A 21,424-nucleotide genomic window follows, 5' to 3' on the forward strand; every position below is an offset into this window, starting at 1 on the left:
ACACTATCTAGGTGGAGGAGGTGGCTGCTCAGAGCCACTGTTGTTGTAAACCATCATGCCCACAGCACCGGCAAGCACGCCTCCCAACAGAATCAAGGAGGCTGAGCTGAACAGGGCGGTACGGCTGTGCATGAACTTCGGCAGCCCCAGCTGCTTCCGGATCTCTTCCTCCAATGCCTCGCGGCGCCTTCTCTCCTCCTCCCAGGCCGCTTCTTCTTCGCAGCGGCGGCGCTCTTCCTCGTGTCGTCTGAGGAGCGCCCGTTTGATGCGTTCCCGCTCCAACTTCTCGGCTTGTACCTTCTCCCATTTTTCCTTGACGACGCCGCATTTCTCACATTGGTGGAAGGTACCGTCACCGACCGCTTGTTCATGGCCACAAGCAGGACAAACAAATTTTTCCTCAGCGGGCCGCTCATCAAGGGGCACCAACTCAAGCTTGGCGCCACTGAACAGCGTGGGGCGATAATTGCATGTCAATCCCAAGGCCCGTAGCTTGGCGCAAACCTGTTTGGCTTCCTCAAGGGGGATATTGCGCCGGGCAAGTCGCTTGCTGGCCAAACGTTCCGCCTGCTGCCGGGAAAGATTCAGTTTTTCCATCAGCATTTCAACGCTTGGCGAATCCAGCAGGATGACATCGAAACGGGTGTCTGCTTCTTGGGTCATGGCAAAGTAATCGTGTTGAGTTTGTCTATTGTGGTCTGACAACCGAACCGCTGGGCAGGATCCGCTTTCGCCTGTTCAAACGCAAAATCCGACGATCAGCCCCTCTCCTAGCCAACATTGTAACCAAGACACGATGCGCTGGGCGGCGTCATCCACGGCAGGTTGTCGCGCCAGCCATTCGCAACAGGCGGCGAAATCTTCCCCCTGCTGCAGCCGTTCCAAGGCGCCGGCCTCTTCCGGCGTCAGGGAGCGGAAGAACTGTCGCAGTTCCCGCCGCCAGATCAACACCGGCACCGGCGCTTCCAGGGGTGGGCAGGGGGGCGGGGGGGCGCCGGCCTGCAGGGCTCGCCAGAGGGGCAGGATGGCGTGGCACTGCCAGAGGAGCTGCACACTGGGATGGAAGCGGAAGCGCAGCCCCGGCCAGTCCTGGGGGGGCACCGCGATCAGATCGTCGGCGGTCAGCGGTTTGGCGTCGGAGCAGTCGAAGGCCAGCCCCAGGGCCCATTCGAAGGCGGCGAACTCCGCCAGCGCCGCCTCTCCCCGCCGGGCGAGGAATTCGGGCAGGCGGTGGCCGATCCAGCGGATGGAAAAATGCCGCGACGGGCAGGCGGCGAGATAATCCCGGGCCAGGCGGGTAAAAGCCGCCTCCCCCAGCCAGCACCGCAGCAGCGGATAATCCACCGCCAGGGCCTCGGCCAGGCGCAGGCGGTAGGCGTTCTGGTAGACCGCCAGCCCCGGCCAGTCCGACTTCCGACCCGCGACGATGTCCTGCTGCAACTGCCGCTGGCGCTCACGCAGCTTCATGGGTCCACAGGAGCTCGGCGATGCGGCGGGCCTGGTCCGGCACCTGCAACAGGGTTTCCGGTAGCCACCGCCTCTTTTCATACAAAAAATAATACATCCCCCCTCTCGCTTGCTTCCTCAATCACATAGATCACCAATCGAACTGTTATCCGGACAGCTGGAAATGCCGCCCACCATTGTTATATTTTGTTATAATATCCCGCATGGAAGTGATCTGGACGCCCAAGGCATTGAAGCAATTGGTCAAGCTGAAGGACCAACAAACCCGGGTTCGGATCGTCCAGGCTGCCCGCAATCTGTCTGCGTTTCCGAACGTGCCCGGCATCAAAGCATTGAAGAATCACCACTACGGCTACCGTTTGCGCGTCGGCGATTACCGGGTGTTGTTCGATGTGTTGGATCACGCCCACATTGTCAGTATCGAAGAGGTGAAAAAACGCGATGCCCGCACCTATTGATTTCCAAGTGATCGAGAAAAACGGCAGACCTGTTTTTGCCGTGGTTCCGTGGGACCGCTTCCAGGAAATGCTCAAGGCTTGGCGCGCCACGCAGGTTCGCGAGCATGGCATTCCACAGGATGTGGTGGAGCGGCATGTGATTGATGGCGTCTCCCTGGTGGCTGCCTGGCGTGAACATTTGGGGCTGACTCAGGCGCAGTTGGCCGACCTGGCGGGTATGAAGCAATCCGCCATCGCCCGTCTGGAACGCCAAGGATCAAGACCGCGCAGAACCACGCTGCGTCGCCTGGCCAACGCGATGGGACTGCATCCCGACCAACTGCTGCTGGAGGAATAAAGCGACCGTTCACGCAGCTTCATGGGTCCACAAGGGCTCGGCGATGCGGCGGGCCTGGTCCAGTTCCTGCAGCAGGGTTTCCAGCGGCGGAATGTGATCGTCGCGCTCGATCATGGTGGCCACCGGCCCGAAGCGGGCCGCGGCCCGGGCGAAAAGGTTCCACACCTCCCGGCGGACGGGGTGATCGTGGGTATCGATGACCACCTCCCCCAGGTCGGTGTGGCCGGCGAGGTGGAACTGCCACACCCGCTCGGGCGGAATCGCCGCCAGATAGGCGTCGGGATCGAAACCGTGATTGCGGGCGCTGACGTAGATGTTGTTGATGTCGAGCAGGATCAGGCAGTCGGCCCGTTCGGCCACCTGGGCCAAAAATTCCCACTCGGGCATTGCCGATTCGGGATAGCTGAGATAGCTGGAGACGTTCTCCAGCAGAATGCGCCGCCCCAGGAAATCCTGCACCTGCCCGACCCGGGCGACCACGTGGCCGAGCGCCTCTTCGGTGTAGGGCAGCGGCAGCAGGTCGTGGAGGTTGAGGCCGTCCACCCCGGTCCAGCACAGGTGGTCGGACACCCACAGGGGCTCGACCCGCGCTATCAGGGCCTTGAGACGGGCGAGGTACTCCCGGTTCAGGGGGTCGGTGCCGCCGATGGAGAGGGACACCCCGTGCATGGCCAGCGGGTAGTCGGCGCGGATGCGGTCGAGATAGTGCAGCGGTTTGCCGCCATCGACCAGGTAGTTCTCGGTGAGGATCTCGAACCAGCCGAGCGCCGGCTGTTGCGCCAATACGGCTTCGTAGTGCTCCTTGCGCAGGCCGAGGCCGAAGCCGGGAAAGGGGCGGGACGTCATGGCATCTGCACAGCCCGCCTGACGGCGGGCCGCCGGTTCACATGCTGGGGGTGATGACCTTGCCGCCCTTGGCCTCGCATTCCTTCATGCTGACGTACAGGAATCCCTTGCCTTTACACGCATTCATGCCCTTGCAGGCGTTGTTGGGGGTGGCGCACTCGGACTGGCCCTTGCAGTCGTTGATGCCGAAACAGGCCACCTTGACTTCGGTCGCCTGATCCACGGCGCCCTGCATCTGCTGTTTCATGCCCTCCATCATGCCCTTGGCCTTGCCTTCCATGCCCTGCATGGCCTCTTGGCCCTGCTGCTGCATCGGCGCCTGACCGGGCTGGGCCGCCTGCGGCTGGCCGGCAGCCGCCTTGCCTTCCTGCTCCGCCTGATTCTGCGAGGTGCAGCCGGCGCTGAAGATGGCCGCGGCCGCCGTCGCCAGGACCGCGCCCCGGGAAAATTGGTACTTGCTCATCACAAAAACTCCTTGACGAATTAGATCGACCCATGAGTCGGCCTGCGGGGGAAATCCTTACAGCTGCCGCAGCAAATGCCTTCCCCAGGACCAGAGATAATGCAGGCCGCTGACTATTGTCGTCGCCGCCACCGCGTAAATCAATACGTGCGTCAGCGAAACCGGCAGTGGCCTCAGGCCATGATGCCACAATACCGCCAGCAGCAGCAGGATTTGCAGCAGGGTGTTCAGTTTGCTGATCCAGGAGGGCTGCCCTTCGAAGGGGTGCAGGAGGAAATAATAGGCCGTCGCCCCCACCAGAATGAGAATATCGCGGCCGATAACCAGCACCACCAGCCAGAGCGGCAGCAAGCCGGTCCAGGCGCAGGCGGCATAGCTCGACACCATCAGCAGCTTGTCGGCGAGCGGGTCCAGCAGCGAGCCCAGCCGCGAGGTCCAGCCGAAGTGCTTGGCCAGGAACCCGTCGATACCGTCGGAAACCCCGGCGATGAAAAACAGCGCCAGGGCCAGATCGAAGCGCTGCCGCAGAATGGCCCATACCGTCGGCCCCACCAGCAGGATCCGGCAGATGGTGATGAAATTGGGAAGATTGCGCGGCGTCAACCAGGTCATCGTCGGTTCCCTCTCACCCCTGCTCGTCCCGTACAATAGCAGCATTGCATCTTTCAATCGAACAAAGTGGAGGCATCCCCTTGGCAGATCAAGCGCCCCTCGACTACAAATCCGCCGGCGTCGACATCGAGGCCGGCAACACCCTGGTGGAACGCATCAAGCCGCTGGTCAAAAGAACCTTCCGCCCCGAGGTCCTCGCCGGCCTCGGTGGCTTCGGCGCCCTGTTCGAGCTGCCCCTGGCGCGCTACCGCCGTCCCGTGCTGGTGGCCGGCACCGACGGCGTCGGCACCAAGCTCAAGCTGGCCCTGGAGCTGGACCGCCACGACACCATCGGCATCGACCTGGTGGCCATGTGCGTCAACGACATCGTGGTGCAGGGGGCCGAACCGCTGTTTTTCCTCGACTACTACGCCACCGGCCAGCTGGATGTGGATGTGGCCGCCCGGGTCATCAGCGGCATCGCCCGGGGCTGCGAGCTCGCCGGCTGCGCCCTGATCGGCGGCGAGACGGCGGAGATGCCCGGTTTCTACGGTGGTGGCGAGTACGACGTGGCCGGCTTCAGCGTCGGCATTGTCGAGAAGGACCGGATCATCGACGGCAGCCGGGTGCAGGCGGGCGACGTCCTCATCGCCCTCGCCTCCTCCGGCCCCCATTCCAACGGCTACTCGCTGATCCGCAGGGTTCTCGAGGTCAGCGACGCCGATCTGTCCCAGCCTTTGGAGGGACGGCCGCTGGCGGACTGGCTGCTGGAGCCGACCCGGATCTATGTCAAACCGCTGCTCCGGCTGCTCGAGGCCCAGCCGGTCCACGCCCTCGCCCACATCACCGGCGGCGGCATCACCGAAAACCTGCCGCGGGTGCTGCCGGAAGGCCTGGCGGCGGAGATCGACCTGTCGAGCTGGGAATGGCCACCGGTCTTCCGCTGGCTGCAACGGCAGGGCCATATCGACACGGCGGAAATGCTGCGGACATTCAATTGCGGGGTGGGCATGATCGCCTGCGTCCCGCCTGAAACCCAGACCGCCGCCCTGGAGACGCTCCGGGAATCGGGCGAAAACGCCTGGGTCATCGGCCACATCAAGGCGGCAGCGGCGAAGCAGGTCCGCTATCGCAGCACGCCGAAACCGTGAAATTCCCCCGTCGCCGGCCCTTCGTCCCGCCAGACCACCTCGGTCACCTGGGCCAGCGGCGGGCCTTCCCGGCACCAGTCCAAAAGCGCCTGTAACGCTTTCTCTTCGCCTTCGGCGACGATTTCCACCCGGCCGTCGGGCAGGTTCCTGACCCAGCCGGTCAGGCCCAGCCGCCGCGCCTCCTCCACCGTGTGGGCGCGGTAAAACACCCCCTGAACCCGGCCGGACACCCAGATGTGCCAACGTTTCTGTGCCATGTTTCCTTTCCTCCAAAAAGACCGAAGCCCCGCCCGGAAACCGGACAGGGCCTCGATGCCTGGCATGGATCGCCGCAGGGCGGTTACATCATGCCGCCCATGTCGGGCATGCCACCGCCGGCGCCGGCACCCGCGGATTCTTCCTTGGGCTCTTCGGCCACCATGGCTTCGGTGGTGATCATCAGTCCGGACACGGAAGCGGCGTTCTGCAGCGCGGTCCGGGTCACCTTGGCCGGATCGAGAATGCCCATCTCGATCATGTCGCCGTATTCGCCGGTGGCGGCGTTGTAACCGAAGTTGCCGCTGCCTTCGGCGACCTTGTTGTAGACCACCGAGCCTTCCTCGCCGGCGTTCTCGACAATCTGACGCAGCGGGGCTTCCATCGCCTTGAGGGCGATCTGGATGCCCACCTCCTGATCGTGATTGGCGCCCTTGAGATCCTTGATCTTCTGCTGGATCCGCACCAGGGCCACGCCACCGCCGGGCACGATGCCTTCTTCCACCGCAGCGCGGGTGGCGTGCAGGGCGTCTTCCACGCGTGCCTTCTTTTCCTTCATCTCCACTTCGGTGGCCGCCCCGACCTTGATCACCGCCACCCCGCCGGCCAGCTTGGCCAGGCGTTCCTGCAGCTTCTCACGGTCGTAGTCGGAAGTGGCCTCGTCGATCTGGGCGCGGATCTGCTTGATCCGGGCTTCGATCTGCTCCTTGCTGCCGGCGCCGTCGATGATGGTGGTGTCTTCCTTGGTGACCACGACCTTCTTGGCGGTACCCATCTGATCCAGGGTGGCCTTGTCCAAGCTCATGCCCAGTTCCTCGGAAATCACGGTGCCGCCGGTGAGGATGGCGATGTCTTCCAGCATGGCCTTGCGGCGGTCGCCGAATCCCGGCGCCTTGACCGCACAGGCCTTGAGGATGCCGCGCATGTTGTTGACCACCAGGGTCGCCAGGGCCTCGCCTTCCACGTCCTCGGCGATGATCAGCAGCGGACGGCCGGCCTTGGCCACCGCTTCAAGCACCGGCAGCAGGTCGCGGATGCTGGAGATCTTCTTGTCATGGATCAGGATGAAAGGATTCTCCAGCTCCACGCTCATGGTTTCCTGGTTGGTGATGAAGTACGGCGACAGATAGCCGCGGTCGAACTGCATCCCTTCCACCACGTCGAGCTCGTTCTCCAGGCCGGAGCCTTCCTCGACGGTGATCACCCCTTCCTTGCCGACCTTTTCCATCGCCTCGGCGATCAGCTTGCCGATCGCCTCGTCGTTGTTGGCGGAGATGGCGCCCACTTGGGAGATGGCCTTGGTGTCGGTGCAGGGGACGGAAAGCTTCTGCAGCTCCTCGACAGCGGCGTGCACAGCCTTGTCGATGCCGCGCTTCAGGTCCATCGGGTTCATGCCGGCGGCCACGCCCTTCAGGCCTTCGTTGAGGATGGCCTGGGCCAGCACCGTGGCGGTGGTGGTACCGTCACCGGCCACGTCGGAGGTCTGGGAGGCAACTTCCTTGACCATCTGCGCCCCCATGTTCTCGAACTTGTCCTTCAGCTCGAGCTCCTTGGCTACGGAGACGCCATCCTTGGTGACGGTCGGGGCGCCGAAGCTCTTTTCCAGCACCACGTTGCGGCCCTTGGGACCCAGGGTCACCTTCACCGCCTGCGCCAAGATGTTGACGCCTTCGGCCATCTTGTGACGGGCGTCATCACTGAATTTGATCTGTTTTGCTGCCATTGCTGTTCCTCAGAATTTGAAAGAAATGGAAATTTGTTTGTCAGAAGCTGGAAATCAGCCTTCCAGGATCGCCATGATGTCGTCTTCGCGCATCACCAGCAGTTCTTCGTCGTCGATGATGACCTCGGTGCCGGCGTACTTGCCGAACAGCACCTTGTCACCAACCTTGACGTCGAGGGGACGCACATCGCCGTTTTCGAGGATCTTGCCGTTACCGACGGCGAGCACCTCGCCCTTGATCGGTTTTTCCTTGGCAGTGTCGGGAATTACAATACCGCCCGGCGAGGTCTTTTCCTCTTCCAGACGCTTGACGATGACTCGGTCGTGCAAAGGACGCAGTTTCATGGGCTTCACTCCTTATCTACGTTGTTGAACTCGGATTGCCGTGGAACTTGTTAGCACTCACTTTGTTTGAGTGCTAATAATAGTCGTCCCAGGACGGCTGTCAAGTGCTTTCCCGCATTTTCCCTTCCGGAGCCTTATGAACGACGAACTCCTGCTTCGCTACAGCCGTCAGATCCTGTTGCCTCAGCTCGACATATGGGGACAGGAAAAATTAATTCAAGCCCGGGTGCTGATCGTCGGCGCCGGTGGGCTGGGGTGTCCTGCGGCCATGTATCTGGCGGCCGCCGGCGTCGGGCATCTCACCATCGCCGACGACGACACCGTGGAACTGTCCAACCTCCAGCGCCAGATCGCCCATCACACCGAAGACATCGGCCGGCCCAAGGCCGAATCGACCGCCGCCACCCTGAGCGCCCTCAACCCCAACGTCAAGGTCGAGGCGCTGTGCCGCCGTCTCGAGGGGGAAGCCCTGGCCGCACAGGTGGCCGGGGCCGATCTGGTGCTCGACTGCAGCGACAACTTCGCCACCCGCTTCGCCGTCAACCGCGCCTGCGTCCAGGCTGGCAGGCCTTTGGTGTCGGGGGCGGCGATCCGTTTCGAGGGCCAGGTGGCGGTGTTCGATCCGCGCCAGCCGGACAGCCCCTGCTATCACTGCCTCTATCCCGACCAGGGCGAACTGGAGGAACGCTGCAGCCGGAACGGGGTCATCGCCCCCGTCACCGGCATCGTCGGCAGCGTCCAGGCGCTGGAGGCGATCAAGGTTCTCGCCGGCATCGGCCGCCCCCTCACCGGCCGTCTGCTGATTCTGGACGGATTGCAGATGAGCTGGCACTGCGTTAACCTGCCCCGCAACCCTTCCTGTCCAACCTGTGGAGCGTCCTCATGAGAACGATCATCACCGCATGGCTCCTGATGCTGCCGACCGCCGCATTCGCCCACGCCGGCCACTGGCATCTGGACGAGGAAACCCTGGAGAAGATCTTCGGCGCCGCCGATGCGGTCTATCAGTGGTTTGTCGGCAACGCCGTCGTCATCGCCACCGTGACGCTGGTCGTGCTGACGGTATGGGGCATCGTCTGGTGGCGCCAGCAGGGCAAGGCCGAATGACCTGCCTTCCCGGCCTTCTCCCGTGGAAGCGACAGATGAAAAATTCCTGGTCACGGATGGTTGCGCTCCCCCAAAGGGGGCCGTATACTTCAAATCTCGGGAAAATCACAAGATCCTTCAAAGGAGGTACGCGACATGAAGTGGGAAAAGCCCAGCTACAACGATCTGCGCTTCGGTTTTGAAGTCACCATGTACATCTACAACCGTTAATCTCGCGGTTCGATTTTCAGCAAAGGGGTTTCCTCGCGAAGCCCCTTTTTTATTCCCATAGGACGCCATCATGCTCATCCGTGTGCTCGGCTCCGGCGCCGGCGGCGGTTTCCCCCAGTGGAACTGCAACTGCGACAACTGCCGCCGTCTGCGCCGGGGTGAAATCAACGCCCGCCCCCGCACCCAGTCGTCCATCGCCGTCAGCGAGGACGGGGACAACTGGGTTCTGTTCAACGCCTCCCCGGACATCCGCTTCCAGCTGGAGGCCAACCCGCCGCTCCAGCCCAAACGCGGGGTGCGCGACACCGGCATCAGAGCCATCGTCCTCATCGACGCCCAGATCGACCACACCACCGGACTCTTGATCCTGCGCGAGAGCACCTCCCCGCTGGAGATCTACTGCGCCGATCCGGTCCACCGTGACCTGACCTCCGGCTTCCCGGTCCTGACCATGCTGGGCCATTACTGCGGTGTCCACCGCCATCCACTGCCCATCGACGGCAGCGCTTTCCAGATTCCCGGCTTCGACGACCTGCGCTTTTACAGCCACGCCCTGGTGAGCAAGGCGCCCCCTTACTCGCCCCACCGCAACGATCCCCATCCCGGCGACAACGTGGGCGTGATCGTGGAGCAGATCTCCAGCGGCAGAAAGCTCTACTACGCCCCCGGCCTGGGGGAAATCGAGCCCCACGTGTTCGAGGCCATGCAGGCAGCCGACTGCGTCCTGGTGGACGGCACCTTCTGGACCGACGACGAGATGAAAAAGGTGGGCAGTGCCAAGAAGGCCCGCGAAATCGGCCACCTGCCCCAGTCCGGCCCCGGCGGCATGATCGAAGTGCTGAACCGCCTGCCGCGGGAGACGCGCAGGATTTTGATCCACATCAACAACACCAATCCGATTCTGGACGAAGATTCGCCCGAGCGCCGGCAACTGACCGAGGCCGGCATCGAGGTGGCTTACGACACCATGGAGATCCGCGTATGACGAACCAACAGCCGTGGTCGCGGGAGGAATTCGAGGCCAAACTGCGCGACAAGGGCAAGTACTACCACATCAAGCATCCCTATCACGTCCTCATGGCCGAGGGCAAGCTCAACGAGGACCAGATCCGCGGCTGGGTGCTCAACCGCTTCTACTATCAGGTGACTATCCCGCGCAAGGACGCGGCGATCATGGCCAACTGCCCGGACCGGGAGACCCGGCGGATGTGGGTGCAGCGCATCCTCGACCACGACGGTCATGGCGACGATCCCGGCGGCATCGAGGCCTGGATCCAGCTGGGGCTGGCCTGCGGCCTTCAGCGCGAGGGGATCACCTCCCTGAGGCACGTCCTTCCCGGGGTACGCTTCGCCGTCGATGCCTACTACAACTTCTGCCGCACCGCCCCGTGGCAGGAGGCGGTGTGCTCGTCCCTGACCGAGCTGTTCGCCCCCACCATCCACAAGCAGCGCCTGGCCGGCTGGCCGGAGCTGTATCCGTGGATCAAGCCGGAGGGACTGGCCTACTTCCAGAAGCGGGTCAGCCAGGCGCGCCGTGACGTGGAGCACGGCCTCGCCTTCACCCTCGACTATTTCGGCCAAAGCCGCCAGCTCCAGGAGCGGGCGCTGGAGATCCTCCAGTTCAAGCTCGACGTCCTCTGGACCATGCTCGACGCCATGTGGCTGGCCTACATCGACAACAAACCGCCCTACTTCAACATCCAGGAATGAGTCTCGATCCCGACACCCCGCTGCGCTTTTCTCCCCTGCACCGGCTGCAGTGGGAGGAGGCCCAGCAGCGCCACGTGATCCTCTATCCGGAGGGGCTGGTGGAGCTGAACGCCACCTCGGCGGAGATCCTCAAGCTGTGCGACGGCAGGCACACCCTCAGGACCATCGTCGAAGAACTGGAACGCAAGTACCAGACGCAAGGTCTTACCGACGACATCCGCGAATTTCTGGAGATCGCCCTTGAAAACGGCTGGATCGAAACCGCCGCTTAGCCCGCCGCGCTGGCTGCTGGCGGAGCTCACTTACCGCTGCCCGCTGCAGTGCCCCTACTGCTCCAACCCGGTGGATTTCGCCCGCCACGAGGAAGAACTTTCCACCGAGGACTGGAAGCGGGTCTTGACCCAGGCCCGGGAGATGGGCGCGGTGCAGCTGGGTTTTTCCGGCGGCGAACCCCTGACCCGCCGGGATCTGGAGGAACTGGTGGCCCACGCCCGCCGCCTCGGTTATTACTCCAACCTCATCACCTCCGGCTACGGCCTGACCGAAGCGCGCATCGCCGCCCTGAAGGAGGCCGGCCTCGACCACATCCAGGTCAGCATCCAGGCCCCGGAAAAGGACCTGAGCGACTTCCTCGCCGGCACCGAGAGCTTTGAGCACAAGAAGCAGGTGGCCCGCTGGGTCAAGGAACAGGGCTATCCCATGGTCCTGTGCGTGGTGATCCACCGCCACAACATCGAGCAGATGGAGGGCATCCTGGAGATGGCCATCGAGCTGGGGGCCGACTATCTGGAGCTGGCCAACACCCAGTATTACGGCTGGGCCCACCTCAACCGCGTCCAGCTGATGCCCACCCGGGCCCAGTTCGAGCGCGCCGAGGCCATCGCCCAAAGCTACAAGGAAAAGCTGAAGGGGAAGATGAAGATCTACTACGTCATCCCCGACTTCTACGAGGACCGCCCCAAAGCGTGCATGAACGGCTGGGGCACCACCTTCCTCACCATCGCCCCCGACGGCGCCGCCCTGCCCTGCCATTCGGCGCGGGAGCTGCCCATCGACGAATTCCCCAACGTGCGGCAGATGAGCGTGCGCGAAATCTGGGAGGAGTCGGAAATCTTCAACCGCTTCCGCGGCTTCGACTGGATGCCCGAGCCGTGCCGCTCCTGCGACGAGAAGCACAAGGACTACGGCGGCTGCCGCTGCCAGGCCTATCTCCTCACCGGCGACATGAACGCCACCGACCCGGTGTGCGCCAAGTCCCCCAACCGCCGCCTGATCGATCAGGCCATCGCCGAGGCCGACAGCCCGCCGGAGGCGCCGCTGATCTTCCGCAACCTCCGCGCTTCCAGGCAGTTGCGTGGCGGTTAATCCGATCCTCCCTCCCGTTCCTGCTGGCGAAGCAGGCGCTGGAAACGGGTGACCTCCCGCCGGATGAGGGCGGCGTTCCTGCCCGACAAATTGACGAACTTGCCGCCGATACGATAACGCCGCCCCTTGACGATCGCCCGCACGTTGCATACCCGCAGGTCGAAGGTCAAATTTCGGTCCTCACCCAGCCGTATCACGCAATAACGCAGCACGTCGAGTTTGCGGATAAACAGGTTGGATTCGAGGATGAAACCGACACCATTGTATCCGATGTCATCGACCTGTCCGGCCACCGTCTCCCCCGCGCCATCAGGGCTGTGACCCCGGATATGGATGGGAATCTGCAAGTCATGGATCTTGAGACGAAAGGTTTCCCGCAATTGGGGATAGAAAACGCGCTCGGGGAAAGCGACCTGATAACGGACCCCGTCGCCGTCCTCCTGCAATCCCGCCAGGTGGCAGTCGAAAGTGACGGTCACGCCCTTGTATTTGCTCATGGCGCGGAATTTGCGCCGGGCCAGAAGCGCCTCGTGACCTTCGGAATCGCTGACCTGGTCCAGAAGCAGCGTCCCCCGCCCTACCTCGAAAACCGAAGAAGCGTATTCCTTGTCCGGGCGATCCGGAAAATACAGGGAAATGACCGTCTCGTTCTGCTGCAGCGATTTAAGCATCCGCCGGATCTTCTCCCCGTCATGGACGAAATGGGGATTTTCCGGCCGTGCCCTGACGGAAGCGGTGGACGATGCACCGCGCTTCCGGTTTCGAATCAGAGCCAGCACACCGCCTCCTAACTTTCCCCCAGCAGCCGGGCTTCCGCCTCGGTATGGGATTGCCCGTCCGCCCGGTAACACAGCTGCTGGAACCGCTGCCCGAGCAAGATCCCCAGGGACCGGCGGGTCTGTTCGTTGAGCAGCGCGATCATGGCGCCGTTGACCTCGTTGAGTTCACGGCAGCGCGCCGTCGTCTCTTTCACCCGGACCCAGACACGCTGAACCTCCCCGACCTCGCGAAGGTCCAGGGTCTCGAACAATTGCTCGATCGCCGCCTCCTTTGGCCCCGGAACGGCAGGTAACTGACCGAGACGCTCGTCGATACGCGCCACGGTTTCCTGTTTTTCCCTGGCCAGCAGGGACAGCTCGGCCAGTTGCCGGTTTCTCAGCGCCTCGCCTTCCTGCTCCAGCAATGACTGCATCTGCCGGATGTCCGCTTCGAGCCGGCCCAACCAAACCAAAAACCCTCGCTGTCTTTCGTCCATCTGCTGAATTCCGGTCAGGGCAACTGGCTGTCCAATTCCAACAGTTTTTCCGCAATCTGTTCCGCGTCGATCTGGTAACTGCCGTCCTGCAGCGCGTTGGCCACCCGGGTGACCCGCGCCATGTCGATGACCTCAGCCCGGCTCAGGGCCTGCTCGGCCTCCTTGAGCCTGGCGGCGGCATCGGTCAGCGCCAGGGAATCGCCGTCGCTTTGACGGGCGCCCGTTTGTGTTTCGAGCCTGCGCAGCGCCCGTGGACCGGTATTGGCCGGTTCGGGCTTTCCCGTCACGGCACGCAAATTGATCATCATGCTCACGCCCTCGTTGAAGATGTCATCCCGAAGCTTGTAACGGCAGGGTTTGCTGAAAGTTTAGCTCAAAGCTGGACCCGGACTTCGCCCGGCCCCTGGACCACCCCTTCGACAACCTGTCGCGAGCGGTCGTTGCGCACCCGTATCCGCTCTCCCCGGGCGCCGTCCATCAACGCATGACCCTCCATGCTCACTTCGAGGGTTCCCAGGCTTGCCTGGATGGTCACCGCCTGCCCCCGATGCACCAGAGTGTCGGCGACCAGCATCCCCGGCTGCAGCACGGCACCGGCCGGCAGGGAACGGCGCAGCCGCAAACCGATCACGCGGGATGGATCGGTGAAATAGCCCTGGCGCAGCCTCCCCAGTTCCTGCCGCTGCAGCGCCACCATCGCCGCGGTCAACCGCGTGCCCTTGGGCAACCCCTGACGCAGGGTGATCACCGGCTGGTACACCCGCACGACCGCCTTGGCATAGATCGACCATTGCCTGTCTCCCGGACAGTGCACCCGTACGGACAGGGAACCGGGCTTGACTTCCCCCCGCAAGGGCTCGATCCGCAGTGGCGCGGAACAGGCGGGAAGCTGCAACCGGGGATCGAGGGGCGGGACCTGAACGTCAAAATCCTGCCATTGCCGCCGGAAGATCGACGCCAATTGCGCAGCGACCGCCTGCCGTACCGCGGCAAGCGATTGCCTCTCGACTGCCGCCGAAAGAGTCGTCAAAGGCAGCGACAACAGCAATCCCAGCAAGACCCTTCGCATCGGAAGACCCCCTGATGACATAAACACGCAAAATCCGATGCGATATTCGGGCCAGAATTGGTTTTCAAGTCCGCCGCAAGCCGGCCGATACAGGAAAAAACTCTGCACAAACTCCCATAAGGAGGGCACCATGTCGGGTATTCTTGCCGGAGTCGATCAACGCACCCAGCTGGCCGGGCACAACCGCCTGGAGCTGTTGCTGTTCCGCCTTCAGGGACCGCAGCGTTTCGGTATCAACGTGTTCAAGGTCAAGGAGGTGATCTCCTGCCCGCCCCTGACCCAGGTACCGGAAGCCCACCCGGTCATGTGCGGCATGGCCCATTTGCGCGGCCAGACCGTCCCCATTCTCGACATTTCCAAAGGCATCGGCGGACCGGCATTGCCGCGGGACGGCAGCGGCTATGTCATCGTCAGCGAGTACAACCGCTCGGTACAGGGATTCCTGGTCCGGGAAGTGGACCGCATCATCAACATGGGCTGGGACCAGATCAAACCGCCGCCCCGGGGAACCGGCAAGGACAGCTATCTGACTGCGGTGACCGAGTTCGAGGGCGAACTGATCGAGGTCATCGACGTGGAAAAGATCATGAAGGAGATCATAGGCGGTGACGAGGAGGTTTCCGAAGGCGTCATCGACAGCGAAATCCTGGACAGCGAACATCACATCCTGGTGGTGGATGATTCCATGGTCGCCCGCAATCAGATCAAACGGGTGCTGGACCAGCTCGGGGTCGAAGCCACCCTGGCCCGCGACGGTCAGGATGCCTACGAAAAGCTGAGCGCCTGGATCGAGGAAGGCAAGGACCTCAACAACTTCCTCAGCATGGTCATCTCCGACGTGGAGATGCCCAAGATGGATGGCTATACCTTGACCACCAAAATGCGCGAACACCCGCAGATGAAGGATCTCTACGTCCTGCTCCATACGTCCCTCAGCGGCGTGTTCAATGAGGCGATGGTGAAGAAGGTGGGCGCCGACCGCTTCCTGGCCAAGTTTGCCCCGGACGAGCTGGCCACCGCGGTCCAGGAGCGCCTGCGCGAATACGACGCCAGAAAGGCGGCCTGATGGCAGGCGCCCGTGTCCTGGACCTGACGTCCCCCAATGGAGACACGTTATCGCAGACCGCGTTTTGCGACTTCCAGCGCTTTCTGCACGAGCACAGCGGCATCACCCTGGGGGACGGCAAACGTTACCTGGTCCAGAGCCGCCTGAGTCAGATCCTGCCGGAAACCGGCCTGGGCAGCCTGGACGCCCTGATCGAGGCGCTGGTCCGCGGGCAACTGCCGGAGAAAGTCCGCAGCCGCATCATCGACGTCATGACCACCAACGAAACCTTCTGGTTTCGTGACCGGGGGCATTTCGAGTTGTTAAAGGAACGACTGCTGGCCGACCTGAGCCGGCAGCGTTTCCGCCCCCTTAGGATCTGGTCCGCCGCCTGCTCCACCGGCCAGGAACCCTACTCCATCGCCATCACCGCCCTGGAAGCCGTGCGCGAAGGCCGGCTGCCACGGGCCAACCTGCGTATCGTCGGCACCGATCTGTCGCAACAGGTACTGAAAACCGCCGCCGGGACGGTCTATTCCGACCTGTCCCTCAGCCGCGGCCTGCCGGAGGCGATCCGGCAGCGTTATTTTCAACCTCACGCCAACGGCTGGCGGCTCAAACCCGAAGTCCGCGCGCTGGTCCGCTTCCAGCCCTTCAATCTCCTCAAACCCTGCACCGCCCTCGGGCGCTTCGATCTCATCTTCTGCCGCAACGTCCTGATCTACTTCACGCCGGAAACCAAGCGCGACATCCTCCAGCGTCTGGCCGCCGCCCTCGAGCCCGGCGGCTATCTTTTTCTCAGCAGCACCGAAACCTTGGCGGAGCCGGTCGCAGCGCTGCAACCGCTTTCCCTGCGGGGAACCTGGATTTACCAACGTCCGGCTTGACTGGCAGAAATCCGTCACGACGGCAAAATTTTGCCGCCACGCCCAGAACGAAAACCCCAACCAATTGATTTCTCTTGAATAAAATCCTGGCACGGAAGATGCTGGATTAGCTGCGAGATCAATTGCAGGTATCGGGTAGTCCCATGAAGATCAGCTTTGCCAACGCCCTAGGGCTTCATCCGCAAGCGCTCCAGCTCCGGGCCCGGCGCATGGAAGTGCTGGCCTCCAATCTGGCCAACGCCGACACCCCCCGCTACAAGGCCCGGGATTTCAACGTGGACAAACTGCTGCGCGGGCCGGAAACGCCCAAACTGCCAATCCGGAAAACCAGTCCGGATCATCTGTCGCTGGATGATGAGGATGCGCGTTTCCGTCTGCTTTACCGTGTCCCCCAGCAGGCCGCCCTGGACGGCAACACCGTCGAGGAGCACATCGAGCAGGCCAAGTTCGCCGAGAACGCCCTGCGCTATCAGGCCAGCCTGCGCTTCGTCAACGGCAAATTTTCCGGTCTCATGACAGCGATTCGGGGAGAGTAAGCCATGTCCAGCTTCAAGATCTTCGACGTCGCCGGTTCCGGCATGAACGCCCAGATGCTGCGGCTCAACCTGACCGCCAGCAATCTGGCCAACGTCGATAGCGTCTCCAGCAGCATCGAACAAACCTACAAGTCCCGGCAGCCGGTGTTCGCGGCCCAGTTCCGCAACGCCTTCGACCGCCTCCACGCCGTCGCTACCGGGGTCAAGGTCCTCGGCGTGGTGGAAAGCCCGGAGCCGCTGCGGATGGAATACGCCCCCAACCACCCCATGGCCAACAAGGACGGCTACATCTTCAAACCCAACGTCGATCCGGTGGAGGAGCTGGCCAACATGATCGCCGCCTCGCGTTCCTACCAGAACGACATCGAGGTGCTCAACACCGCCAAGGAAATGATGATGCAAACCCTGAAGATGGGGCAGTAAGCCATGAACGTGGACCGCCTTCAAGAACTGGGGCTGATGAAGCCTAAAAGCGCCGGAAAGCCCCGCAACGAACTGGGCCAGGAGGATTTCCTCAAGCTCATGACCACCCAGATGACCCATCAGAATCCCCTGAAACCGATGGAGAACACCGAGTTTCTGACCCAGATGGCCCAGTTCGGCACCGTCTCCGGCATTCAGAGCCTGCAGAAATCCTTCGCCGACTTCGCCAAGGCCATCGGCTCCGACCAGGCCCTGCAGGCCGCCAGTCTGGTGGGAAGGCAGGTACTGGTGCAAGGCCACGAGGCTCGCCTGTCCCCCGGCGGCGAAATCCACGGCGCCCTCAAGCTCGACACGCCGGCCACCGGAGTTCGGATCAAAATCGTCAATCCCCAGGGCATCACCGTCCGCACCCTGGAGCTGGGACCCCAAGATGCAGGACGGGTCCCCTTCAGCTGGGACGGGATCAAGGACGACGGCGAGTTCGCCGAACCCGGACGCTACCGCATCCAGGCCGAAGGGGTGGTCGGCGGCGAGAACCAGGCCCTCACCACCCTGGTGCCGGCCACCGTGGAAAGCGTCTCCACCGCCAAGGGCGGCTACGGCCTCAAGGTGGATTTGGAAGGCCTGGGCAGCGTCGACTTCAAGGACATCGAACAAATTCTCTAGGAGGTGATTCTATGAGCTTCAGTACCGCACTCAGCGGCCTCAATGCCGCATCCACCGATCTGCAGACCACCGGCAACAACATCGCCAACGCCAACACCGTCGGCTTCAAAAAGTCGCGGGCGGAGTTTGCCGATGTCTATGCCGCCGGCGTTCTCGGCGCCTCGAAAACCACCCCCGGAAGCGGCGTACGGGTGACAGACATCGCCCAAACCTTCTCCCAGGGGAACATGGAATACACCGAAAACGTCCTCGACCTCGCCATCAACGGCCAGGGATTTTTCGGACTTGTCGATCCGAAGAATCTGTCTGCGGGCGTACCATCCGCCTACACCCGTAACGGCGCTTTCCAGTTGAACAAGGACGGCTACATCGTCGATGACCAAGGCATGATGCTCTATGGCACGACGCCGACCGGAAACGGCGAACAACCCGGTGCGCTCCGAGTGGATGTCGGCAAAGGCAAACCCAGCGCCACCACCAAGGAATCCATCAGCCTGAATCTAAACGCCAGCGCCTCTGCCCCTGTCACCACGCCGTTCGATCCGACGGACACGACCAGCTACAACTACTCCTCATCGATTACCGCCTACGATTCCCTGGGAAACGCCCACAACCTGACGACTTATTTCGTCAAGGACGGTACCACCCCGAATAAATGGTCGGTCTATCAGTACATCGACGGCACCACCGACACCCTGACCTCAACTCCCATCAGCCTTGAATTCGACACCAACGGCTCGTTGATAAAAGTCAATGGTAGCAGCAGCAGCACCAAGGTGAATCTGGATCCATTCACCCCCACCGGGGCAGACCCGCTCAACATCGAATTCGATTTTGCGGGGACCTCGCAATACAACAGCGACTTCACCATCAATTCCATGAGTCAGGATGGTTTTCCGGCCGGTGACTTTTCCGGCCTGGAAGTCAATGACAAGGGGGAAATCTTCGCCCGCTTCACCAACGGCAATGGTGAGAAAATCGGTCATATCAAGCTCTTCCGCTTCCGCAACGAGCACGGCCTGGCCAAACTCGGCAACACCACCTGGGGAGAAAGCTCCGCCTCCGGTCCGGCTATCAGCTCCCAGGGGGACAACCCGGGCACGGGCAACGTCGGCACCATCCAGTCCGGCGCCCTGGAAGCTTCCAATGTCGATCTTTCCAAAGAACTCGTGCGCCTGATCATCGCCCAACAGAGCTACCAGGCCAACGCCGAAACCATCTCCACCGAGAACCGGGTCATCGAGGCCCTGCTCAACGTCCGCTGAGGGAGCTGACCCATGGATCGCAGCCTGTTCGTGGTCATGAGCGGCGCCCGGGAAACCCTGCGGGCCCAGGCGTCGGTGAGTAACAATCTGGCCAACGTCAACACCACCGGTTTCAAACAGGATCTGGAACAGTTCCGCAGCATGCCGGTGTTCGGGCCCGGTTATCCCAGCCGGGTCTACGCCCTCAACGAGCGGCCGGCCACCGACTTCGATCCCGGCCCGATCCGGACCACTGGCCGCGATCTCGACGTCGCCGTCAAGGGCGACGGCTGGATCGCGGTCCAGGCCGCCGACGGCTCCGAAGCCTACACCCGCCGCGGCGACCTGCGCATCAGCCCGGAAGGGCTGCTGCAGACCGGCGACGGCCATCCGGTGCTGGGGGACAACGGCCCCATCGCCATCCCTCCGGCGCAAAAGGTCGACATCGGCAGCGACGGCACCATCAGCGTCGTCCCGCTGGGGGAAAAGCCCGACGTGCTGGCGGTCGTCGACCGTATCAAGCTAGTGCGCGCCACCCCGGAACAACTGGAGAAAGGCGAAGACGGACTGATACGGCTCAGGTCGGGTCAGCCTGCCGAGGCCGACGCCGGGATCACCCTGGTCTCCGGCGCCCTGGAAGGCAGCAACGTCAACAGCGTCGCCGCCCTGGTGGACATGATCGAACTGTCGCGGCGCTACGAGCTGCAGGTGAAGATGATGAAGACCGCCGAGGACGACGCCGACACCGCCGCGCAACTGCTGCGCATGGTTTAACCGAATCGTTCAAAAGGAGAAACGACCATGACCGACCGAGCCCTTTGGGTCGCCAAGACCGGCCTCGACGCCCAGCAGACCCGGATGGCGGTGATTTCCAACAATCTCGCCAACGTCAACACCACCGGCTTCAAGAAAGGGCGGGCCCTGTTCGAGGACCTGCTGTACCAGAACGTGCGCCAGGTGGGGGCCCAGTCGAGCCAGAACACCGAACTGCCCTCCGGCCTGCAACTGGGCACCGGGGTGCGGGTGGTGGCCACGGAAAAGCTCCACACCCAGGGCAACCTGATCCAGACCGGCAACGCCCTGGACGTGGCTATCAACGGCCGCGGCTTCTTCCAGGTGCTGCTGCCCAACGGCGACATCGCCTACACCCGCAACGGCTCCTTCAAACTGAACGCCGAGGGCCAGCTGGTGACCGCCAGCGGCTATTTCCTGGAACCGGCGATCACCGTCCCCGCCAACGCCAAGAGCATCACCATCAGCGAGGACGGCATCGTCTCGGTCACCGTCCCCGGCACCGCCACCCCACAGCAGCTGGGGCAGATCCAGCTGGCCGATTTCGTAAACCCCACCGGGCTCGAACCCATCGGCGAGAACCTGTTCCGTGAGTCGGTGGCCAGCGGCGCCCCCACGGTGGGAAATCCCGGCGAGGACGAGCGCGGCGCTCTGGTGCAGCATTCCCTGGAGACCTCCAACGTCAACGTGGTGGAGGAAATGGTCAACATGATCGAAACCCAGCGCGCCTACGAGATGAATTCCAAGGCCATCTCCACCGTGGACCAGATGCTGGGCTTCCTCAACAACAACCTGTAATGCGATGATGCGTCTGCCCGCCATCCTCCCTTTGCTGCTGCTGGCCGCCGGCTGCACCACCCTGCCGGAGTCGCTGCCGCGCCACAACGCCCTGTTCGCGCCAGCCACGCCCGCTTACCGGCCGCCGCCGCCACAGCCCACCGGCGCCATCTTCCGCGCCAACCAGCACCTGGCCCTGTTCGAGAACCTGACCGCCCATCAGGTGGGCGACATTCTCACCATCCGCCTGGTGGAAAATACCGACGCCACCAAGGAGGCTGGTCTGGAAATCAAGAAGGGCAACAAGATTGGCGGCTCGCTGCCGATGCTGTTCGGAACAGCGAAACCGCTGGGCGTCAACTTTGAAACCGACGCCAAAAGCACCAAAAATTACAAGGGAACCGGCAAGACCAAACAGAACGACACACTCAAAGGCACTATCACGGTCACCGTGGTGGAAGTGCTGCCCAACGGCAATCTGCGGGTGCAGGGGGAAAAACGCATCACGATCAACGACGGCCACGAATACGTGCGCCTGGCGGGCATCGTCCGGCCGGTGGATCTCGACGCCGACAACTCGGTACCCTCCACCAAGGTGGCCGACGCCACCATCATGTACACCGCCGAGGGAGCGATGGCCGACGTCAAACAGGTCGGCTGGCTGACCCGGTTCTTCAACAGCGTGTTCTTTCCCTTCTGAGG

At 62.8% G+C, this 21,424-nt stretch carries 31 protein-coding genes; 19 read left to right on the top strand and 12 right to left on the bottom strand.

The features are described 5' to 3' along the window. Positions 1 to 3 precede the first annotated feature (3 nt). Both MCIT9_RS12900 and MCIT9_RS12905 read right to left on the bottom strand, forming a co-directional pair. Positions 4 to 663, bottom strand: coding sequence for a hypothetical protein (locus tag MCIT9_RS12900; RefSeq protein ID WP_317705281.1), 660 nt, complete (start codon positions 661 to 663; stop codon positions 4 to 6). Positions 664 to 738: 75 nt separating this feature from the next. Continuing rightward, positions 739 to 1,467: an HvfC/BufC family peptide modification chaperone gene (locus MCIT9_RS12905; RefSeq protein WP_317705282.1), complete on the bottom strand. Its 729-nt coding sequence runs from the start codon at positions 1,465 to 1,467 to the stop codon at positions 739 to 741. A 203-nt stretch (positions 1,468 to 1,670) separates the two neighbouring features. On the opposite strand from MCIT9_RS12905, the gene MCIT9_RS12910 reads away from it, so the two are divergent. Both MCIT9_RS12910 and MCIT9_RS12915 read left to right on the top strand, forming a co-directional pair. Beyond that, the gene (locus tag MCIT9_RS12910; protein WP_317705283.1) at positions 1,671 to 1,925 is read left to right on the top strand and encodes a type II toxin-antitoxin system RelE family toxin; all 255 of its coding nucleotides are present in this window, start codon (positions 1,671 to 1,673) and stop codon (positions 1,923 to 1,925) included. Further along, complete coding sequence (locus tag MCIT9_RS12915; protein WP_317705284.1) at positions 1,909 to 2,262, top strand: helix-turn-helix domain-containing protein; 354 nt, start codon at positions 1,909 to 1,911, stop codon at positions 2,260 to 2,262. The genes MCIT9_RS12910 and MCIT9_RS12915 overlap by 17 nt, the downstream gene beginning before the upstream one ends. Before the next feature lie 9 nt (positions 2,263 to 2,271). On the opposite strand, the gene bufB is transcribed toward MCIT9_RS12915, so the two are convergent. Genes bufB through MCIT9_RS12930 form a run of 3 tightly spaced genes read right to left on the bottom strand, consistent with a single transcriptional unit; the run spans position 2,272 to position 4,183 of the window. Further along, positions 2,272 to 3,108: an MNIO family bufferin maturase gene (gene bufB, locus MCIT9_RS12920; protein ID WP_317705285.1), complete on the bottom strand. Its 837-nt coding sequence runs from the start codon at positions 3,106 to 3,108 to the stop codon at positions 2,272 to 2,274. 37 nt (positions 3,109 to 3,145) lie between these two features. Beyond that, a complete protein-coding gene (gene bufA2 / locus MCIT9_RS12925; RefSeq protein ID WP_317705286.1) occupies positions 3,146 to 3,571 on the bottom strand; it encodes a BufA2 family periplasmic bufferin-type metallophore in 426 nt (141 codons plus the stop codon). A gap of 57 nt (positions 3,572 to 3,628) precedes the next feature. Beyond that, positions 3,629 to 4,183 carry a CDP-alcohol phosphatidyltransferase family protein gene (locus MCIT9_RS12930; protein WP_317705287.1) on the bottom strand — a complete coding sequence of 185 codons (555 nt, stop codon included), beginning with the start codon at positions 4,181 to 4,183 and terminating at the stop codon, positions 3,629 to 3,631. An 80-nt stretch (positions 4,184 to 4,263) separates the two neighbouring features. Between MCIT9_RS12930 and purM the strand changes: the two genes are divergently transcribed. Continuing rightward, complete coding sequence (gene purM, locus MCIT9_RS12935) at positions 4,264 to 5,313, top strand: phosphoribosylformylglycinamidine cyclo-ligase (RefSeq protein ID WP_317705288.1); 1,050 nt, start codon at positions 4,264 to 4,266, stop codon at positions 5,311 to 5,313. Here purM and MCIT9_RS12940 read toward each other — a convergent pair. From MCIT9_RS12940 to groES, 3 genes are all read right to left on the bottom strand, one after another. Beyond that, the gene (locus MCIT9_RS12940) at positions 5,289 to 5,570 is read right to left on the bottom strand and encodes an acylphosphatase (RefSeq protein WP_317705289.1); all 282 of its coding nucleotides are present in this window, start codon (positions 5,568 to 5,570) and stop codon (positions 5,289 to 5,291) included. The genes purM and MCIT9_RS12940 overlap by 25 nt on opposite strands. Positions 5,571 to 5,653: 83 nt before the next feature. Continuing rightward, positions 5,654 to 7,291 carry a chaperonin GroEL gene (gene groL / locus MCIT9_RS12945; protein ID WP_317705290.1) on the bottom strand — a complete coding sequence of 546 codons (1,638 nt, stop codon included), beginning with the start codon at positions 7,289 to 7,291 and terminating at the stop codon, positions 5,654 to 5,656. A 54-nt stretch (positions 7,292 to 7,345) separates the two neighbouring features. After that, positions 7,346 to 7,636, bottom strand: coding sequence for a co-chaperone GroES (gene groES, locus MCIT9_RS12950; protein ID WP_286292619.1), 291 nt, complete (start codon positions 7,634 to 7,636; stop codon positions 7,346 to 7,348). A 136-nt stretch (positions 7,637 to 7,772) separates the two neighbouring features. Between groES and MCIT9_RS12955 the strand changes: the two genes are divergently transcribed. From MCIT9_RS12955 to pqqE, 7 genes are all read left to right on the top strand, one after another. Next, on the top strand, positions 7,773 to 8,522 hold the full coding sequence (locus MCIT9_RS12955; RefSeq protein WP_317705291.1) for a HesA/MoeB/ThiF family protein: 750 nt from the start codon (positions 7,773 to 7,775) through the stop codon (positions 8,520 to 8,522). Then, complete coding sequence (locus MCIT9_RS12960) at positions 8,519 to 8,743, top strand: hypothetical protein (RefSeq protein WP_317705292.1); 225 nt, start codon at positions 8,519 to 8,521, stop codon at positions 8,741 to 8,743. The genes MCIT9_RS12955 and MCIT9_RS12960 overlap by 4 nt, the downstream gene beginning before the upstream one ends. A 135-nt stretch (positions 8,744 to 8,878) precedes the next feature. Then, positions 8,879 to 8,953, top strand: coding sequence for a pyrroloquinoline quinone precursor peptide PqqA (pqqA, locus tag MCIT9_RS12965; RefSeq protein ID WP_205434686.1), 75 nt, complete (start codon positions 8,879 to 8,881; stop codon positions 8,951 to 8,953). A 70-nt stretch (positions 8,954 to 9,023) separates the two neighbouring features. Continuing rightward, on the top strand, positions 9,024 to 9,938 hold the full coding sequence (pqqB, locus tag MCIT9_RS12970) for a pyrroloquinoline quinone biosynthesis protein PqqB (RefSeq protein WP_317705293.1): 915 nt from the start codon (positions 9,024 to 9,026) through the stop codon (positions 9,936 to 9,938). Next, a complete protein-coding gene (gene pqqC / locus MCIT9_RS12975; RefSeq protein ID WP_317705294.1) occupies positions 9,935 to 10,663 on the top strand; it encodes a pyrroloquinoline-quinone synthase PqqC in 729 nt (242 codons plus the stop codon). The genes pqqB and pqqC overlap by 4 nt, the downstream gene beginning before the upstream one ends. Continuing rightward, positions 10,660 to 10,935: a pyrroloquinoline quinone biosynthesis peptide chaperone PqqD gene (pqqD, locus tag MCIT9_RS12980; RefSeq protein WP_317705295.1), complete on the top strand. Its 276-nt coding sequence runs from the start codon at positions 10,660 to 10,662 to the stop codon at positions 10,933 to 10,935. The genes pqqC and pqqD overlap by 4 nt, the downstream gene beginning before the upstream one ends. Beyond that, a complete protein-coding gene (pqqE, locus tag MCIT9_RS12985; protein ID WP_317705296.1) occupies positions 10,904 to 12,028 on the top strand; it encodes a pyrroloquinoline quinone biosynthesis protein PqqE in 1,125 nt (374 codons plus the stop codon). The genes pqqD and pqqE overlap by 32 nt, the downstream gene beginning before the upstream one ends. On the opposite strand, the gene MCIT9_RS12990 is transcribed toward pqqE, so the two are convergent. The 4 genes from MCIT9_RS12990 to flgA all read right to left on the bottom strand — a co-directional run bounded on the left by MCIT9_RS12990 (position 12,025) and on the right by flgA (position 14,352). Next, positions 12,025 to 12,879, bottom strand: coding sequence for a flagellar brake protein (locus MCIT9_RS12990; protein ID WP_317705297.1), 855 nt, complete (start codon positions 12,877 to 12,879; stop codon positions 12,025 to 12,027). The two genes, pqqE and MCIT9_RS12990, sit on opposite strands and share 4 nt — an antisense overlap. Beyond that, positions 12,816 to 13,220: a flagellar export chaperone FlgN gene (flgN, locus tag MCIT9_RS12995; RefSeq protein WP_317705298.1), complete on the bottom strand. Its 405-nt coding sequence runs from the start codon at positions 13,218 to 13,220 to the stop codon at positions 12,816 to 12,818. The genes MCIT9_RS12990 and flgN overlap by 64 nt, the downstream gene beginning before the upstream one ends. A 77-nt stretch (positions 13,221 to 13,297) precedes the next feature. Next, the gene (gene flgM / locus MCIT9_RS13000; RefSeq protein ID WP_317705299.1) at positions 13,298 to 13,591 is read right to left on the bottom strand and encodes a flagellar biosynthesis anti-sigma factor FlgM; all 294 of its coding nucleotides are present in this window, start codon (positions 13,589 to 13,591) and stop codon (positions 13,298 to 13,300) included. 65 nt (positions 13,592 to 13,656) lie between these two features. Beyond that, positions 13,657 to 14,352, bottom strand: a complete 696-nt coding sequence (flgA, locus tag MCIT9_RS13005) for a flagellar basal body P-ring formation chaperone FlgA (protein WP_317705300.1) — start codon at positions 14,350 to 14,352, stop codon at positions 13,657 to 13,659. Positions 14,353 to 14,482: 130 nt separating this feature from the next. Here flgA and MCIT9_RS13010 point away from each other — a divergent pair, with 130 nt between their 5' ends. The 9 genes from MCIT9_RS13010 to MCIT9_RS13050 all read left to right on the top strand — a co-directional run bounded on the left by MCIT9_RS13010 (position 14,483) and on the right by MCIT9_RS13050 (position 21,422). Beyond that, positions 14,483 to 15,418, top strand: a complete 936-nt coding sequence (locus MCIT9_RS13010) for a chemotaxis protein CheV (protein ID WP_317705301.1) — start codon at positions 14,483 to 14,485, stop codon at positions 15,416 to 15,418. Next, on the top strand, positions 15,418 to 16,284 hold the full coding sequence (locus MCIT9_RS13015) for a CheR family methyltransferase (RefSeq protein WP_317705302.1): 867 nt from the start codon (positions 15,418 to 15,420) through the stop codon (positions 16,282 to 16,284). Before MCIT9_RS13010 ends, MCIT9_RS13015 begins: the two co-directional genes overlap by 1 nt. A gap of 143 nt (positions 16,285 to 16,427) precedes the next feature. Next, positions 16,428 to 16,820, top strand: coding sequence for a flagellar basal body rod protein FlgB (gene flgB, locus MCIT9_RS13020; protein ID WP_317705303.1), 393 nt, complete (start codon positions 16,428 to 16,430; stop codon positions 16,818 to 16,820). Positions 16,821 to 16,823: 3 nt separating this feature from the next. Continuing rightward, positions 16,824 to 17,243 (top strand): flagellar basal body rod protein FlgC, encoded by a 420-nt coding sequence (flgC, locus tag MCIT9_RS13025; RefSeq protein WP_317705304.1) that lies wholly within the window; start codon positions 16,824 to 16,826, stop codon positions 17,241 to 17,243. Positions 17,244 to 17,246: 3 nt separating this feature from the next. Continuing rightward, entirely contained in the window at positions 17,247 to 17,909 is a 663-nt protein-coding gene (locus MCIT9_RS13030; RefSeq protein WP_317705305.1) for a flagellar hook assembly protein FlgD, read from the top strand. A gap of 11 nt (positions 17,910 to 17,920) precedes the next feature. Beyond that, entirely contained in the window at positions 17,921 to 19,174 is a 1,254-nt protein-coding gene (flgE, locus tag MCIT9_RS13035; protein WP_317705306.1) for a flagellar hook protein FlgE, read from the top strand. A 12-nt stretch (positions 19,175 to 19,186) separates the two neighbouring features. Then, positions 19,187 to 19,927, top strand: coding sequence for a flagellar basal-body rod protein FlgF (gene flgF, locus MCIT9_RS13040; RefSeq protein WP_317705307.1), 741 nt, complete (start codon positions 19,187 to 19,189; stop codon positions 19,925 to 19,927). A gap of 27 nt (positions 19,928 to 19,954) precedes the next feature. After that, entirely contained in the window at positions 19,955 to 20,743 is a 789-nt protein-coding gene (gene flgG, locus MCIT9_RS13045) for a flagellar basal-body rod protein FlgG (protein ID WP_317705308.1), read from the top strand. A 4-nt stretch (positions 20,744 to 20,747) separates the two neighbouring features. Continuing rightward, complete coding sequence (locus MCIT9_RS13050; RefSeq protein ID WP_317705309.1) at positions 20,748 to 21,422, top strand: flagellar basal body L-ring protein FlgH; 675 nt, start codon at positions 20,748 to 20,750, stop codon at positions 21,420 to 21,422. The last annotated feature ends 2 nt before the right edge of the window (positions 21,423 to 21,424 follow it).

This window comes from Methylomarinovum caldicuralii, from assembly GCF_033126985.1.
GTDB classification, from domain to species: Bacteria; Pseudomonadota; Gammaproteobacteria; order Methylococcales; family Methylothermaceae; genus Methylohalobius; species Methylohalobius caldicuralii.